General features: G+C 61.2%; 21 protein-coding genes. 18 read left to right on the top strand and 3 right to left on the bottom strand.

The genetic code is table 11. The features are described from left to right. Positions 1–26 precede the first annotated feature (26 nt). From ACFSAG_RS00280 to ACFSAG_RS00260, 5 genes are all read left to right on the top strand, one after another. The gene (locus ACFSAG_RS00280) at positions 27–2090 is read left to right on the top strand and encodes a ParB/RepB/Spo0J family partition protein (RefSeq protein WP_381510445.1); all 2064 of its coding nucleotides are present in this window, start codon (positions 27–29) and stop codon (positions 2088–2090) included. An 80-nt stretch (positions 2091–2170) separates the two neighbouring features. Further along, positions 2171–3070 carry an ArdC family protein gene (locus ACFSAG_RS00275; RefSeq protein WP_381510443.1) on the top strand — a complete coding sequence of 300 codons (900 nt, stop codon included), beginning with the start codon at positions 2171–2173 and terminating at the stop codon, positions 3068–3070. Between the two features lie 66 nt (positions 3071–3136). Then, positions 3137–3811, top strand: coding sequence for a hypothetical protein (locus tag ACFSAG_RS00270; protein ID WP_381510441.1), 675 nt, complete (start codon positions 3137–3139; stop codon positions 3809–3811). 57 nt (positions 3812–3868) lie between these two features. Continuing rightward, positions 3869–4468 (top strand): DUF6927 domain-containing protein, encoded by a 600-nt coding sequence (locus ACFSAG_RS00265; protein WP_381510439.1) that lies wholly within the window; start codon positions 3869–3871, stop codon positions 4466–4468. A gap of 32 nt (positions 4469–4500) precedes the next feature. Continuing rightward, positions 4501–4722: a hypothetical protein gene (locus ACFSAG_RS00260; RefSeq protein ID WP_381510437.1), complete on the top strand. Its 222-nt coding sequence runs from the start codon at positions 4501–4503 to the stop codon at positions 4720–4722. A gap of 31 nt (positions 4723–4753) precedes the next feature. On the opposite strand, the gene ACFSAG_RS00255 is transcribed toward ACFSAG_RS00260, so the two are convergent. Then, a complete protein-coding gene (locus tag ACFSAG_RS00255; RefSeq protein ID WP_381510435.1) occupies positions 4754–5245 on the bottom strand; it encodes a hypothetical protein in 492 nt (163 codons plus the stop codon). 137 nt (positions 5246–5382) lie between these two features. Between ACFSAG_RS00255 and ACFSAG_RS00250 the strand changes: the two genes are divergently transcribed. Together ACFSAG_RS00250 and ACFSAG_RS00245 are read left to right on the top strand one after the other, a co-directional pair. After that, complete coding sequence (locus ACFSAG_RS00250) at positions 5383–5766, top strand: DUF3768 domain-containing protein (RefSeq protein ID WP_381510433.1); 384 nt, start codon at positions 5383–5385, stop codon at positions 5764–5766. Between the two features lie 22 nt (positions 5767–5788). Continuing rightward, entirely contained in the window at positions 5789–6145 is a 357-nt protein-coding gene (locus tag ACFSAG_RS00245; protein WP_381510431.1) for a hypothetical protein, read from the top strand. 79 nt (positions 6146–6224) lie between these two features. Here ACFSAG_RS00245 and ACFSAG_RS00240 read toward each other — a convergent pair whose 3' ends face one another. Next, positions 6225–7100, bottom strand: a complete 876-nt coding sequence (locus ACFSAG_RS00240; protein ID WP_381510429.1) for a hypothetical protein — start codon at positions 7098–7100, stop codon at positions 6225–6227. After that, complete coding sequence (locus ACFSAG_RS00235) at positions 7097–7852, bottom strand: hypothetical protein (protein WP_381510427.1); 756 nt, start codon at positions 7850–7852, stop codon at positions 7097–7099. Before ACFSAG_RS00235 ends, ACFSAG_RS00240 begins: the two co-directional genes overlap by 4 nt. A 54-nt stretch (positions 7853–7906) precedes the next feature. Between ACFSAG_RS00235 and ACFSAG_RS00230 the strand changes: the two genes are divergently transcribed. The 11 genes from ACFSAG_RS00230 (at position 7907) to dmeF (ending at position 15555) form a co-directional block, all read left to right on the top strand. After that, positions 7907–8728 (top strand): AbiJ-NTD4 domain-containing protein, encoded by an 822-nt coding sequence (locus tag ACFSAG_RS00230; protein WP_381510425.1) that lies wholly within the window; start codon positions 7907–7909, stop codon positions 8726–8728. 60 nt (positions 8729–8788) lie between these two features. Next, complete coding sequence (locus tag ACFSAG_RS00225) at positions 8789–9289, top strand: hypothetical protein (protein WP_381510423.1); 501 nt, start codon at positions 8789–8791, stop codon at positions 9287–9289. Positions 9290–10015: 726 nt separating this feature from the next. Beyond that, positions 10016–10399, top strand: coding sequence for an MbcA/ParS/Xre antitoxin family protein (locus ACFSAG_RS00220; protein WP_381510421.1), 384 nt, complete (start codon positions 10016–10018; stop codon positions 10397–10399). Continuing rightward, entirely contained in the window at positions 10396–10935 is a 540-nt protein-coding gene (locus ACFSAG_RS00215; RefSeq protein ID WP_381510418.1) for an RES family NAD+ phosphorylase, read from the top strand. Before ACFSAG_RS00220 ends, ACFSAG_RS00215 begins: the two co-directional genes overlap by 4 nt. Positions 10936–11062: 127 nt before the next feature. Beyond that, on the top strand, positions 11063–11500 hold the full coding sequence (locus tag ACFSAG_RS00210) for an antitoxin Xre-like helix-turn-helix domain-containing protein (RefSeq protein WP_381510416.1): 438 nt from the start codon (positions 11063–11065) through the stop codon (positions 11498–11500). After that, positions 11487–12188, top strand: coding sequence for an RES family NAD+ phosphorylase (locus ACFSAG_RS00205; RefSeq protein WP_381510414.1), 702 nt, complete (start codon positions 11487–11489; stop codon positions 12186–12188). Before ACFSAG_RS00210 ends, ACFSAG_RS00205 begins: the two co-directional genes overlap by 14 nt. Positions 12189–12356: 168 nt before the next feature. Continuing rightward, positions 12357–12896 (top strand): DUF736 domain-containing protein, encoded by a 540-nt coding sequence (locus ACFSAG_RS00200; RefSeq protein ID WP_381510412.1) that lies wholly within the window; start codon positions 12357–12359, stop codon positions 12894–12896. A 556-nt stretch (positions 12897–13452) separates the two neighbouring features. Next, positions 13453–13788 carry a single-stranded DNA-binding protein gene (locus ACFSAG_RS00195; protein WP_381510410.1) on the top strand — a complete coding sequence of 112 codons (336 nt, stop codon included), beginning with the start codon at positions 13453–13455 and terminating at the stop codon, positions 13786–13788. Between the two features lie 146 nt (positions 13789–13934). Then, the gene (locus tag ACFSAG_RS00190; protein ID WP_381510408.1) at positions 13935–14153 is read left to right on the top strand and encodes a hypothetical protein; all 219 of its coding nucleotides are present in this window, start codon (positions 13935–13937) and stop codon (positions 14151–14153) included. Positions 14154–14338: 185 nt separating this feature from the next. Continuing rightward, the gene (locus ACFSAG_RS00185) at positions 14339–14611 is read left to right on the top strand and encodes a metal/formaldehyde-sensitive transcriptional repressor (protein ID WP_381510406.1); all 273 of its coding nucleotides are present in this window, start codon (positions 14339–14341) and stop codon (positions 14609–14611) included. An 11-nt stretch (positions 14612–14622) separates the two neighbouring features. Beyond that, complete coding sequence (gene dmeF / locus ACFSAG_RS00180; protein WP_381510404.1) at positions 14623–15555, top strand: CDF family Co(II)/Ni(II) efflux transporter DmeF; 933 nt, start codon at positions 14623–14625, stop codon at positions 15553–15555. The last annotated feature ends 2 nt before the right edge of the window (positions 15556–15557 follow it).

The following is a 15557-nucleotide window of genomic DNA, read 5'->3' as shown; positions in this document are numbered from 1 at the left end:
GCCTTGACCCTGATTGGAGACCCCAGATGAGCATCATCCAGATTCCGCTTTCCAAGCTGCATCTTTCGCCCGCCAACGTCCGCAAGAATGACAGCCAGCTCTTCATCGACGAGCTCGCCGCGAATATCGGTGAGAACGGCCTTTTGCAGAACCTTGTCGTCGCCCCGATGGCCAAGCCCAAGGGCCATTATTGCGTGACCGCAGGCGGTCGTCGCCTGCGCGCGATGAACCGGCTTGTTGAGCTGGACCAATGGCCCAAAGATGCGAGCGTCGATTGCCGGTCGCTCCAAGGCGATACGGCGCAGCAAAGCGAAGTCTCTTTTGCCGAGAATTTCCTGCAGTTGAAGATGACCGTCACCGACGAAATCCGCGCGTTCAAGCATTTCATCAACGAAGGCAGCGATGTCGATGCCATTGCCCGGCGTCTGGGGCTGACCCGCCGCCATATCGAAGCGCGGCTGCGGCTTGCCGATCTGGCCGAGCCGATTTTTGCGGCACTTGATGAAGGCACGATCACGCTCGACATCGCCAAAGCCTATGCAAGCACCGCGAGCCATGAGCGTCAGCTGATGGTGTGGGAGCAGATGGCGAACCATTGGCAAGGCAACAATGCCGACACCATCCGCCGCATGATCGCACATGCATCGCTGCCCTCGACCTCGCCCATCGCCCGCTATGTCGGCGAAACCGCCTATCGCGAAGCCGGAGGTCGGATCGAATCCGACCTGTTCCAAGCCGAAACCGGTGACAAGTGGCTCGACAGCGAAATCGCCCTGCGGATCGCTGGCGAGAAACTGCAGGCCTTTGCGGTCGAGGTCGCGACCAAGACTGGCTATGGCTGGGTACGTCCGCTCGTTGGCACCCGGGTCGACCATGCCGCTGTTGAAGCGCTGCATCCCGTGCATGTTGAGCCCGCACCTTTGAGCGAGGACGAACAGGCCCGCATCGCGTCCATCGCGGACGAAATGGCCGAGATCGAAGCCAAGTTTGAGGAGGGTCTCGACGACGACGGCGATGCCGATGCGCTCGAGGACCGGTATGCGAAACTCGAGGCTGAACTCGCGCGCATCCAGGACAAGCCTGGTATTGTGTCCGACGACCTCAAACCAAGCGTGGGCTGCTTTGTCATATTGGATGCTGAAGGCATGCCCGTCATCGACCCAACGCTCTACAGCGAAACTGCGCCACGCAAGCAACGCAGCACGGCAGCAATGAACGGCAGCACCGATGGAAGCGGGGCTGGCGACGGCACGGGCGACGGCGAAAATGGCGAGGTGGCGATCAAGCCGCTCTCACAGCGGCTGATTGGCGAATTGTCGGTCCAACGGCGCGACATTCTCGCCGCCAACCTGGCGGTTAACCCGGCAGTTGCGCTCGATTTGCTGATATTTGCCATTGCCGATCGCACCCCGACCTATGGCCGCGATGAGCGCGGTACGACAATCCGCGCGCCCGAACCCTCCTGCTATCTCGACGCTTATCCGGCTTCGCCAGCCTTCGAGCAACTTGCCGAGGTCCGCGACGGGCTGGATCCGAGCTGGACCGAACACGAAACCACCGTCGCCCGCTTCGAGGCCTTTGCCGGGCTCGACGATGACGCCAAGGCTGGCTGGCTCGCTTATGTCGTTGCCAAATCGCTCGAGCCCAGCATCGGCGGTCCGCGCATTGGTCATCAGGGTCCGAGCGGCAATGATCTGCACGATCATTTGGCCGGGCTGATGCAGATCGATGCGGCCCAGCATTGGCGCCCAACCGCAGCCAATTATTTTGACCGGGTCGGCAAACAGCAATTGCTCCGCCACATCACCGACATCGGCGGGACGACGATGGCGGCGAGCTACATGGCAAGCAAAAAGGGCGACTTGTCCCAGACCTGCGAGAAACTCTTCGCAGGCGAGACCATCGTCGCGACGGAGGTCAAGACTGCGGCTATTGCTTGGGTCCCTGATGCAATCCGGTTCGGCGCGGCAACTGAAGCTGTCAGCGATGATGCCCGCGATGCAGGTGATCCGGTGGAGCCTCCGGTCGCCGAACCTGTCGAGAGCGCAGGTGAGGAACAGCTTGACGTGGAGGACTTTGTCGAAGCCTGACCGCTCGCATCCGACTTTGCCGCGCCGTTCGCTTGAGCGGCGGCGCGGCACTTGCTTTCAACGCAGCTGAGGAGCCCAATATGCGCTTTCGCAAGATCGACGCGGCGGCGACCGTCACCGCGCTCATTCTCGACAAACTGCGTGCCGGAACGGCGCCTTGGGTTCGACCCTGGTCGACGACCGGGATGCGCCCGGCGCGCCATAACGGCCTGCCCTATACAGGCGTCAACACGCTTTATCTCTGGGCGGTCGCCGATGCGCGCGGGTTTGCCAGCCCCTATTGGATGACCGCACGGCAGGCAGCCGAGCTCGGGGCCGAAGTCCGGGCAGGCGAGCGGTACGCGATCAGCGTCTATTATGCGACCGCCAAAAAGGCGGCTGCTCGCGCGCAAACAGCCGAGCAAGGTGGCCGGGTCTTCCGCTTCCTCAAATGCTATGCGGTCTTCAACGCAGACCAGATTGAGGGCTTGCCGGCGCATTATCATCCCGAGCCCGCTGATTGTCTCAAGGATCCGGTCGAGCAGCGCGCAGGAATTGAGGACTTCTTCAACGCCATTCCCGTGCCCGTCCGTCATGGCGGTGAGCGTGCCTATTACAGCCCTACAAGCGACCATATCCAGTTACCGCGGGCGCGGCATTTCCAGTCGCTCGATCATTATTGGTCGACGCGCGGGCATGAATGCGTCCACGCGACGGGCGCGACGCATCGGCTGAAGCGCCAGTTCGGCAAGCGCTTCGGCGACAAGGCCTATGCTTTTGAGGAGCTGGTCGCCTGCCTGGGCCAGTCCTTCATTTCGGCTGAACTCGGTCTTCCCGCCAGCCTTCACGACAGCCACGCGTCCTATATCGCATCATGGATTGAAGTGCTCGAGCGCGACAAGACCGCGATCATCCATGCCGCCGCCAAGGCCGAGCAGGCGGTGGCCTGGCTTCGCGCCTGCACCGCCAACGACGCTGCGACTGCGCAGCTCGCCGCCTGAGCGACAATGAAAGGCGAGGGGGAACTTTGTTCGTGCGCCCGGGCGAGACGGGCGGGGAGACCCCAAATGAACTATGACCTAGCATTCCGCTTTGCCCGCGCGCTCCAGCCCGAGGGGCTGACAACGATCCAAAATGCCTGCGCCGCGCTGGTCGATGCCATGAAAGACGCACGAAACGCTGGCTGCGAGATCGAGCGTGACCCCGCAGTGATCCTGCTTGGCCGCCATCTGGGTCGCGTCGCATCGGGGCTCGATCCAGCGGAAAGCTATCCGGCGGACGGTGCCATACGGCAGGCCTGTTTCGAGCGGATTGCCGACCTGCGCGCCAAGCCCGCGCTGGTCCCGCTCGCGCGGCGCGGTGTTGGTTATGACCCGGAAGCCAAGCGCGCCTTTCACCGCGAAGCCCGGGCGGCATTGGCAGCGCTTGCGCGCCAGCTGGGGCTGGTGCCGGACGATTATGACCTGCGCATCAACGTAGGCGGTATCGCGGTTTCGGGCGAAGTGACGCTCCATTCCGAGAAATTCTATGTCCAGATCAGTTGCGGCATCATGGGGCCAGGGCGCGAGATCCTCTACAGGCGCTGCAAGGGACGGCGCGATTATTGCGGCGACCGGAACCATTTCGCCGACATCGCTTTGGCCATCGATGCGGCGCGGTTCGCGAGAACCTTGCAGCGCGAGCTCTGTCTCGCCCCCGGAAACGCCCGGCAAGACGCGCTTCCCACCGCGACGGCTGCCTGAAAGCGCCCACATTCCCGCGCCCGGACTTTCGGGCGAACCTCTGAAAGGAGACATATCATGGGTTGGCTCTCGATGACGGCTGCCGGAATGGGCGGCCATAAGCGGCCCAAGGCCTATCTCGATGCACAGCTCACCTTCGCGCCCGACCCAGCGAAGGACCGACCCACCGGCCTGCGCGTGTTGCGCTCGTCGATGGTCGGGCAGGTCTATTATGCCGCGGTTGAAAATTACGATGCGGATAGCTCGAAATCGGTCTTTGCGGTGGTCTGTCTGACCCGGTGGAACCCCAAGGCGCGCGATGGCTATATCTTTGCCTATAAGGATATGGACGAAAGCTGCGGCCCCAATGAATGCCAATGCCCGGCACGGATCCTTGATCTGCTCACCGAGCCTGCGAACGACTATGCTCGCGAATGGCGGGCACGCTGCTGGGCGCGGCTGCTGCTCACGGGCCGCAAACAACCCCAAAGCGGCGACCGGCTGATTTTCCCTGAACCCATCCGGTTCACCGACGGTTACGAAGGTCGCGAGTTTGAGGTTGTGCGCCGGCAGCGCGCAATCCTGCTCCAGCGTCCCGACGCGCGTGTCCTCTACAAACTTTCCCGGCTGATGGAACGGCGCTGGTCGCTTGTGCCCGGTTCTACCACCAAGCAGTGATCCTGGTTCCACGGGTTCAAGAGAGATTGCCCATGACCACCTGCCCCAAGGACGCCGGCCGCTCACCGCTGCGTGCACGGCTGTGCAGTATCGAAAACGCCAACCGCCTCGCAGTCCAGGTCGCCGATGATGCGCAAAGTGACACGGTCGTGGTGCGTACCGGTAACCCGGTCCAGCCTTACCGGGTTGTGCTCGCCAATTGCGCAGTCGCCGGAAATATCGTCTCGCGCACCGTCAAATGTTCGCAAGGTTGAGATGATACACGGCCACGACCGAGCCGGTGTTTCAGCAGGCTCGCGGTCCTTGATCGACCGACCAGGCAGCGCCAAGCTCGAACTCGCTGTCGGCCGAAACCAGCGGGCCGTCAGGCTCTGCTGCAACATAAGGTGTCACCAGCGGTCGCCGCGCGATCCGGGCCCGGCTCAACGAAGCGGCGATCCGCCCGCGTGCCTTGAGCAGCCCTTGAAGCCATTCAAGCGTATCGAGCATTTCGATCACGCCGCGGCCGGCAAGCGCAAAGTAAAGCGCCCGCTGGAAATCATCGCAACCATTGCTGAGGATCGCAGCCAGCTTCGCCCTGCCTTCTGGCACGCCGTGATGGACCCAATCCACGGCTTGGTGCAGCTCGCGGACCGACAGATAGGCATCATCAATCTCCATGCCGAGGCTGAGATTGGCGACAACCCGTTGCTGCGGCAGCAATTCCGGGTCGCAGGCGGCATCGCGCAAACCGATATCGAGGTCAAAATCGGCGAGAATTTGCGGGTGCCGGTCCATCTTCATCTCCTGTTTGGCCGTGAAACATAACATGAACATAGACCGCGCGTCAATCACGGCGAGAGGGAAGGGGGTGGGCTCGTTGTGGGACGCGTGGGTGCGCGGCCGTTCTTGTTCAAACCAACAGGAGTGTGACGATGACGACGACCACAGCCACTGACAGCGAGGCAGCTCGGGCGCAGCAATGCGCGCGTCTCAACGATCTATGCCGCGCCGGGACCCTCAAACAGTCCCGGACCGTCTTTACCAGGGGGTGCATTGACGCCTTTTGCGATCCCGACGATCGCCTGAGCCTGTTTGCGGTGCAGGCCGAACTTCTGGGCAAGGTGCGCGGGCATGTCTTTGCCGAAGGCGATGATCCGCATGGCGAGCGCGATTTCGGTGCCTTTGAGCATCGGGGCAAACGGCTCTTCTGGAAGATCGACTATTATGATCCGAGCTTAAGCTTTGGTTCGGAGGACCCGACCGACCTCGCCAAGACCCACCGCGTCCTCACCATCATGCTCGTCAGCGAATATTGAGCATGGGCAAGGAACCACCGACATGAGCCGTCACAGCCTGAAGCCCTTGACGGGCCTCGGCACGGTTTACGAGGTCGCCATTGGTTGGGACCGCGCGCTTGCGACCTATTTTGTCATCGTCTTCGGGGTCCCCGACGACGACGGTCGCGGCCCTTGCGAGGCAACCGAACTCTTGCCGCTCGTCTGGGAAGGAACAGCACCCGGCGCGCTCCCGACACCCGAAGCGGCTGTTGATCTTGCCGCAGCCTATGCAACGATACCCGAGGGACTGGCGGTCCACCTTGCAAATGACCGCGAAGCGGAACCCGCAAGCGTTGCCGACCCGGCCAGCCATGCATTTCTGGCGGCATTCTCGCCCAAGGCGAATGGCAGACCTTGAAAGGTGTCGGGAACTTGAAGGCCGCGACCGGTAGCCCTTAACGCCAGTGACGGAATGACGGACGCTTCGGTCAGCAGACTTAAGCTGGGGCACCCATCTCCTCCTTCGGGGAAGTCGCCGCGGCGATCTCTCTTGCCAGATCATGCAGAAACCGGGTGGCCGGGCCGACCACGAGATCGTTCTCCGCCGGCGTGTCGGACCAGCGATGCATGCCGACTAGCATCGCCAGCAACGGCCAGTCGATCAGAGAGCCTCGAAAAGGCATCTCCATCCAGGCCTCTTTATCTGCCTGGAGGATTCCGATATAGCCTTCATAGTCAAGGAGGCTGCCCAAAAGCAGCCTTTGGTCCATCTGACTTTCCCGCCTCCAGTCGCGCGCAAAACGAACCATCGGCGACAGTCGCGCGAACATATCGAGCGGGGGGAGATGGTATGGCTGATCAAAACCACCGATTGCCAACCCATGAATTTTGTCTAGAAAAGTCGGCGAAGCGAATGCGGCGGGAATTATCAGTTCGAAGAGATGCCGCCGACGCGCCAGCCCATGGTCGGAAAGGTCGAAACTCACGTAGACGCGCCTTGCGCCCATCTCGATGTTCACCTCATCCTCAACCATGGTAACGGTAATGGTACCTGCTATCGCTCCAAGCGTTGCAGCGAAAATCGTCTGCATGAGTGTCATGCGGGGCGGCGGACCGCCGATCTCTGAAAGCGAAGACGCGATCACCAGGCCATCGCGAACCCTTCCAGTCGCAAAGGCCAGGCCAGCAGCGTCACCGAGCTGGTAAACGAGATCGGTGGGCTCCCACGCATCAGCAGCGATCGGACCGCCCGGCAGCTGTTTGTCGCGCACTGCAATCACGATCGACACGGTCGCGACGCGTAGATTGTCGGCGAAGGCGAGTGCCGCCTCGATGTCCGCGTCCGACCAGCTTTCGGTGCCTGGCAGCCTCATAGCGAACCGATCACATTTGAAACCGCATGTGGCGCAATGAAATCCGTGTTGGCAATTACACTGTCACCGCCCGTCCAGCTCGCGTCCAAAGGATCACCCCGAGCATCAACCTTCATGACCCAGGCGACCTGACGTCGCGGCACGTAGAGCTTGGCCGTCACCTCGCCTTGATAGTGATATTTGTGAAACCCGGAAAATAGCCTCAAATCCCGGACATCCTCAGCGAGCCCCGGAATGTCAGCAGCTGGCTTGGGCGTGGTGACAACCCACAATCGAAAAATATAGCCCGGTGTTCTTCCGCCGCGCGTCGCGAAGTTGAGCGCGGTAGCCAGTGCCGGCACCACCATAGCTGGCATCTTTCGCCCCTGGTATTCGACGCATCCGGCACCGAGTGAGATGTACGGAGTCGTCGCCGCAACCTTCTTGTAATCGTTCACGTGATCGTCGAGCGCGGCGGCCGACAGCGCATTCTGCGATGCTCCTTGTGCACTTGCCAAAACGGCGGCGCCATTCGCGACAACCCAATTGCTCAGCAGACCAGTGTCGGCAATCACCCGCTCGGCCATCGCATCATCGAAGCTCGCGCTCTCTGCGATTCCCTTATAGCACCAGTTGATGAACAACGCGTACTTCCCTCCTGCGCCGACAGATGAACTGTTTCTCGCTTCCCCACAAGTTGTTCCCGCATAAGCACCGAATGTGAACAAAAACACGGCCAAAGCCTGAAATGCATTGAAGAGCGAGAAGCACATCACCAACAGTCATTCGGGCGGTGCGCAAGCATTTCAATCTGTTATAGCTGGGCAATGCATGACGGAAACACACCCTTTTCAGCGCGATTCGGTTTTCACTCACCCGATGCCGAGATCACGATCCGCGAAGATGCACCTGAAGAGATGCGTAGTGCAGTGGCTATGCTCGGCTATGCCTTTGATCTCGGACCTGGCGGCATGCGCGACCTCCTGTGCGAAGTTCTGCTCAAACGCCCCGATCCTGGCAACTGGTCTCCGGGAAACATCGAGAACGAGGTGCATCGCCTGATTGACAGCGCGCCTTGGTACAAGATCTACGATTTCGCTGAGCGGCTTTATCTCGAAGTTGGGAAGGGCGACTTTTCCGGAGATCGGCAGCGCTCGTTTGAGGAACGCCTCAACCGGAGCTTCCGAGAGCTCGGCGTCGGATGGGAACTCCAACAAGGCAAGCTGGTCGCTCGCGGATCGGAAGCCTTCACGCTGGCAACGCGCGACGCCGTCGCCGTCATGCAAAATGCGGGCATGCCGACCGCTGCTCAGGAGATCCACGAGTCACTGAAAGACATCTCCCGCAGACCAAATGCCGATGTGACGGGTGCAATCCAGCATGCCATGGCTTCGCTGGAATGCGTCGCGCGTGAGATCGATGGGTCCACCGATACGCTCGGCAAAATTATCGCTCGGCTGACCTTCCCACCACCACTTGATGTTGCGCTCCATAAGCTGTGGGGATTTGCCTCCGAGCAGGGACGGCACATTGTCGAAGGCCGCGAACCAAGTTTCGAAGAGGCTGAGTTGGTCGTTACCATCGCTTCGGCAACTGGCGTCTACCTTCTGCGCCACCGCCAACGCGCCCAGTCTGGCCCCCAGGCCTAGCCGAGGATCGGTTCCAGCACCGTGGTAGATGCCGATTCAGAAACAGCACGAAAGGGAAGCATGCTCGGACCGGAGAATGCCATTTGGGACGATGGCGAATGGGTGAGCTGGGACGAGATCAACCAGCAGCTTCAATATCAGGAATGGGGCGCCAAATATCCCAATGCGGATCGGTCGCTCATTCCGATTTTCGAAGGCCTATTGTCGCTTGCAGAAGACTATCATAATGCGACCGGTAGCCATTTGCAGGTCTATGGCGACATCGGCGAGCTGTTCTGCGCCATCACCCATGGCATGAAACTCAACCGCAATTATGCCCCTGGAGCCGATGGCCGATTGGGCAAGGATCATGTTGAAGTGAAGACAATCACCCCTTTCAAAAACACCGATGTCGTCGAGGTGAAGGCCAGCGGCAATTTCAGCCAGCTGTTCGTTGTGAAGATCAATGCCGAGTTTGAAATCGCAGGCCGGCTGATCGACCGCAAATATCTGCCGCGAGCCAAGCGCGGCAAAATTCAGGTGCGCTGGCATGATCTGCCACGGCTTGGACCCCAGACTTAGGTCTGTCCTTCCTCCCAAAGCCTATCCGTCACATCTCTCGTTGTCGCGATCGTGCGATCGACAAAGGTGCGCGGGCTGATGTCGCCCACTGGCTTCGCTTGCGCTGCGCCAGGGGGCGGCTTTATCCGAAACCGCGCAGGCACTCTGCCGTCCTGCCGGGAGGCCTGCTGCTCGGGTGCGGACCAGACGACCTTCGCCCGTCTGGCACACGCATCCTTCGCGCCTGGCCTCTGATCCGGCCTGCCGGTCAGGGTGCCGTTTTGGTCTGGCCAGCGCCGGCGATGCGCTCCCGCGCACTTGGTCGCTGGCACCGGGATTTCCATCATCTGGTTCGCTGCAAGCAACCGTCGGGCCTCCTGCGCGTGCCGACATGATCTGTCGGCACGCGCAGATGGTCTGGATGCGGGTGACAGCGGGGAAGGACTATGGTTTGTCAGCCATTCTTTAGACAAGCTTTGGTCTGCATTGGGGGAGGACCCTCGCGCTGGCCTCTCGGCAGCGCTCGGGCAACCTTCCCTATTCGCCTTTGGCCGGCAAGCGGCCAGGCTCACTGAGCCCGGCTGCGCCGGTCTCAGCCCTGCGGGTGACGGTAAGGCCTAGGCCGGGACAGTGGATGTCCGAAGCGGTTCAGCGCCTGCGGCGTGGACGAAAAGGGGAGGGGGATTTTGTGGCTGCGGCCATTCTGCCTTGATTTTACCGACAATGTCTCTTATAGAGACCCTAAATATGGCCGTTAAGAGAGCTTATTGCATGGACATTGCCATTTTCCCCAATGCCTTTGCTGGCGACATTGTCGTTCCTGGCGGAATCACTGACGTGCTTCACATCACCCAGGCTGAGCTCGCTGCCACTTTGGGCATTCCGCGCGAAGCGGTATCGAAGTCGAACCGTGTGCGAACGGTGACCGTTCAGACGCGGTTGCGCGAACTCGTTGAGATTCTCAACCGTGTGTTGCCTTGGGCAGGCTCACCGCTCGCCGCTTATGCATGGTACCGGTCGCAAAGCCTGCCATCGTTCGGCGATGTCACCCCCGAACAATTGGTCCGTGACGGCCGAGCCGACGATGTACGCCATTATCTCGACCGGATTGCTGCAGGCGGCTTTGCGTGACCCTGCCGTTCGGCCGGTTTACCGGCACGGTCTATCGCGGCCATCATCCGATGTGGGCCTATGACCCGCTGTCGGGCGCTGGTGCCGCACGCTTTGGCGGTCGCTTCAACGCCCCGGGCCTGCCGACACTCTATACCGCCTTGCGGCCCGAAACCGCCTGGACCGAGGCGCAGCAGGGCTTCGCCTTCAAGGCGCAGCCGCTGACTTTGTGCGCCTATGACGTCGATTGCACCGATGTGCTTGATCTGACTGATCCGAATGTGCTGGCTGGGTGCCAGTCGGACATGGCGGTTCTTGCCTGCGCCTGGGAAGATCTCGCTCGGCAAAAGAAGCAACCGCCGAGCTGGGCGCTGGCCGAACGGCTGCGCGCCGAAGGCGCTGCTGCGATCATTGTGCCAAGCTTTGCCGCAAGGGCCGATGCGCGCGACAGGAACATGATCTTTTTCAACTGGTCAGACGCTCTTCCGCACCGGCTGCAGGTGATCGACGATGAACACCGCTTGCCCAAAAATATGAGCAGCTGGACGCTTCAATAGGTGCTCCGCTCCGGTCCTCCCTTTATCTCTATTCGGGAGAGGAGAGGGGGATATTGATGGGCGGTTGATCAACATGTCTTGACAATCGCACCACATGATGTGTATATCCGCATCAGGAGACGTTTTTATGGCCAGTGCCGCGCTCAAAGAGAAACATCCTGCCGCACCCGCCGGGCTTCAAAACTTTGCCGGTGACGATGATCGCAGGCGGCTGACCGCTGCTGCTGTGAAAGCCGTGCTCCGGCTTGTCCAGGCCTGGGGCAGCGACAATGCGGAAGGTGCCGCGCTGCTCGGCGTGTCGCCAAGCACCTGGGACCGGATGAAGGCCGGGACATGGAACGGTACGCTCAATCAGGACCAGCTGACCCGCGCGTCCGCGCTCATTGGCGTCTTCAAGGGGCTCCATTTGCTTTTTGCTGATGGAATGGCCGATCGCTGGCCGCGCCTGCCCAACCGGGGGCCGATATTTGCTTCCAAATCCCCCATCGCGGCCATGATCGAAGGCGGCATCCCGCGGATGCTTGAAACCCGGCTCTATATCGACGCGCTGCGTGGCGGGCTCTGAGGCAGCGGCGTTGCCGCCGCTGGTCCGTGAAGCCTTTCCGCGCACAATCCGGCTTGTGGCAAGCGCACGGTTGCGCGAAGCCGTGCTTGCGCCCTTGGCCGATGACGACGGCGAACTTGCCCTTCTTGCCGAAATCGAGAGTGCGACCAGTGCCAGGCTGATCGCCGAGGAACGCGGCGTCGGCGCGCTTGCTCCCGATGAACTGGTCCACGGTATTCCCCATGCCCGCTTCATCAATGCAAGCTTCGCCTATGCCAAACCGCACGCGCCGATGCGGTTCAATCCGGCAAACCGGGGTGCCTGGTATGCCGCGCTCGCGCTTGAGACCTGTATCGCCGAGGTCGGTCATCATCTGACGCAAGCGCTCGCCGATGCAGGCGATTTCAATGCCGTGGTTGAATATGGCGAGATGCTTGCGAGCATGTCGGGGCTGTTCATCGACCTGCGCGGGGCAGCGGGCCACCCGGCGCTCGATCCCGATCCCGCCACTGGCTATGCGGCGGGCAATGCGCTTGCTGCCTCGGCACGTGCGCAGGGCCATAATGGGATCATCTATCCCTCTGTCCGCCACGAGCACGGAACCTGTATCGCAGCGCTGTGGCCCAATGTCGTCCAGTCGGTTGTGCAGGGCGATATGTTCCGGCTGATTTGGGCCGGCACCCCGGACTATCACTGGGAAGCGATCTAGCGGCCTTCGCTCTCCTCCCGCGTTGCGGGAGAGCCCTTCAAGCACATCACAAAGTCAAACTGCGCGCTGGCAAGCGCGCAGCGATCGGCCGTGCGGCCGAAAGGGAAGGGGGATTGGGGAAAGTGGTCAGACAAGGGTTTGGCCAGAACATCCATCAGGAGACAATCGATGAATATCGGAACGATCAAGAAGAACGCCGCTGGCCAGCTCATTGGCCAGGTGAGCACGCTCGCTGTCACGCTGACCGTTGGTCTGCGCAGCGTGATGAGCAACAATCCGCGCGCGCCCAAGTTCGAAATCGTGGCACTCAACGCCGCCCGCCAATGGGTCGTGGTGGGAGCCCTGTTCGAGCTCACCGCCAATGCCACTGGCGAGAGCTTTTACCAGGGCAAGATCGACGATCCGAGCATGGCGAGCCCGCTCTACATCGCGCTGTTCGCGCAGGAAGACGGTTCGTTCAACGTTGCCTGGCAGCGCCCGACGCGCCGACGCGCGACCACGCTCGAGGCCGCCGATTATGGCGAAGGCGACATGTTCGACGGTGCGGACAATCGCGGCGGCCCCGAAGACCGGGGCGGCGACGGCCTGGGCGAAAGCACCGCCGAAGGCCCGCGCAAGGGCAAGGCCAAGGCCGGCGTCGATGCCGATGTCGATGCTGGCTCCGGTGCCAAGACCGAAGACGCGCTCCCCCCGCTGGTCGACGCCTGATCCCTCCCGGGCACAGCCAGCACCTCCACCAAGGGCTCGTTCGCTTCGGCGAGCGGGCCCTTGGCTTTTTCCAGATCGCGATTGCCTGATCCTTTGTGTCCATGACCATGCTGTGCCGTTTCGGACTTCGGATCCCCTCGGCCGAGCGTTGACGCTCTTCCATCCCAGCGGAAATGCGATGGAATCGGATGGCGGTTTCGCCTTCTGAAGCACGGGTTGCCAACCGCGGCGATCCGGCGCCCGGACAGTGGGGCTGGGAGCTATCGCCTGTGCAGTGCGTGGACTTATCGCGAAGCTTGGATGACGCATCTTTTCACTTTCGGGCTTCACTTGAAAACTGCCGCATCTGCCCGTGCGTTGCGATGAACCATGCGGCGGTCAGGTCGGGGCACAACCGGTAAAGCAGCGGACCGGGAAGCCCTGCGGGCTTGCCGCACCACTCCTCGCTTTACCGGTTCCCCGCGGCTTTGCGCGGTGTGCCTCCGCCCCTTATCCCGCCGCTCCTCCTGTTCATCGCCGGGCAGTTCCGGCGAGTTTTACCAAGGAGGTACTTGTCATGAAAAATCTGGTCATTCTCATCGGGCGCATCGCTTCGGCCCCCGAAACCCGCAACAGCGGTAACACCAGCGTCACCAACTTCACTCTGGTCACCGACCGGCCCCGCATCGTCGACGGCAAGACCGTCAAGAACGAGGCGGGCTACACCGAGACCATCCCCGAATTTCACCGCATCACCGTCTTCAACGGGCTTGGCCAGACCGTCGCCAAGCACAAGGCGAAGGGCGATATGGTCGAAGTCCAGGGCCGGCTCCATTATTCCAAATGGACCGACAAGGAGCAGGTCGAGCGCTATTCGGTCGAAATCATCGCCGAGGAAGTTCTCTTCCTCTAAGCCGAACCGACCGGCGTCAGGCGGTGCTGCCCTTCGGGGCAGTGCCGCTTTTTTCATGCCTTCTGCTCTTTGCGGAAGCGCGAGCGTTCTTCCCATATTGGCCAAAATTGCTATTTTGGTGCAAAGACTGTCCAGGAGATTCGATCGTGGTTGAGAAAGGCCGAGAAGATACGCGGGAGCGCGTCAGTGTGCCTCTGACCCGCTTTCACAACAACACCGGTGAGTTTCTCGATCTCGCGCTGGTACAGCCCGTTACGCTCACCAAGCATGACCGGGTCGTGCTGACGATCTGCGAGGCGGGCTATTTTGAGCGGCTTGAGACATTTGCTGCAGCAAATGGCGGGCCGGTGCCGCCGCGTGGTTGATTGATGTCAATTTCCGGCGAGTTTTTGGACGTCCACCGTCCAGCTATCTGCGCTCCCGCTGGACACAATCGGTTCGTCAGACCTCCGGACACCACCAATGAAGCGCTGCGACCTATGCACGACTCGGTAGCGACCAACAGTGCAATATTTGACAGATTGAGCTAGATAGGATAGGGGGGTAGGTTATGGGACATATTGCAAACGACGAAGCACTGCTGAAGCGGACGAAGCGGATCGCAGGACAAGTTGCTGCAATCGAGCGCGCGCTGATTTCGGGGAAAGACTGTGCGACCATGCTCCATCTAGCAGCGGCGACGAGAGGCGCCATGAACGGCCTGATGGACGCAATCATCGAGGCGCATGTTCATGAACATGTGGCCCGTCCCGATCTCACCGACTCCGAGCGCGCCTCAGGTGCCGCGGAACTCATTGCGGCAATCCGTCGCTACTCGAAATAAGGAAAGAGCTGTTGGCTACCTTGCCCCACATTGCGGGCCATACCCACGACCATGTCTATTTGGGCTCGTCGCATGACGAGAACGCACGGCGAACCCTGTGGGTGGTCGCGCTTACCGCTGTGATGATGGTCGGCGAAATCATTGCCGGTTATATGACCGGTTCGATGGCGCTGCTCGCCGACGGGTTTCACATGGCGACCCATGCTGGCGCGCTGGGTGTCGCTGCGGGAGCATATGCCTATGCGAAACGGCACGCCAACAACCCGCTGTTCAGCTTCGGGACGGGCAAGGTCGGCGACCTGTCGGGGTTCGCTTCTGCACTAATGCTAGGCGTGATCGCGCTCGGGATCGGCGCCGAGTCTGTCCTGCGGTTGTTCGAGCCAATCAACGTGGCATTCGGAACCGCCACGATTATCGTCGTGGTCGGGCTGGGCGTGAACATCGTCAGCGCCCTCCTCCTGTCCGGGGGCCACCATCACGAACATGGGCACGATCATCATCACGGACACGATCACAGCCATGCGGGGCAGAGCAATGATAATAATCTGCGTGCAGCGTATGTCCATGTCCTCGCTGATGCGCTGACTTCAGTTCTGGCGATCGCCGCGTTGCTGGCAGGTCGCTATCTTGGCTGGGGATGGATGGACCCTGTTATGGGCATCGTCGGTGCGATTGTCATCGCCCGTTGGTCATGGGCGCTGATGCGCGACACCGCCTCTATACTGCTCGACACGACCGACCACCATGTTGCCGAGGAAGTGCGCGAGTTGGTCGAAGCGCCGGGCGACGCGCGCATCACCGATTTACACGTCTGGCGGATCGGCCCGGAGGCTCATGCGGCAATCGTAAGTGTGGTCGGCCGGCAGGGGGTCGATGGCGACATGATCCGTGCCCGTCTCACGCCTGTTCACGAGCTGGCGCATCTCACTGTCGAAATGCGTTGAGC

Origin of the sequence: Sphingorhabdus buctiana, from assembly GCF_042680825.1 — a bacterium.
In the GTDB taxonomy this organism is placed as follows: domain Bacteria; phylum Pseudomonadota; class Alphaproteobacteria; order Sphingomonadales; family Sphingomonadaceae; genus Sphingorhabdus_B; species Sphingorhabdus_B buctiana.
The sequence above is the reverse complement of the archived record's forward strand: the minus strand, read 5'-3'. Positions and strand labels throughout refer to the sequence as shown.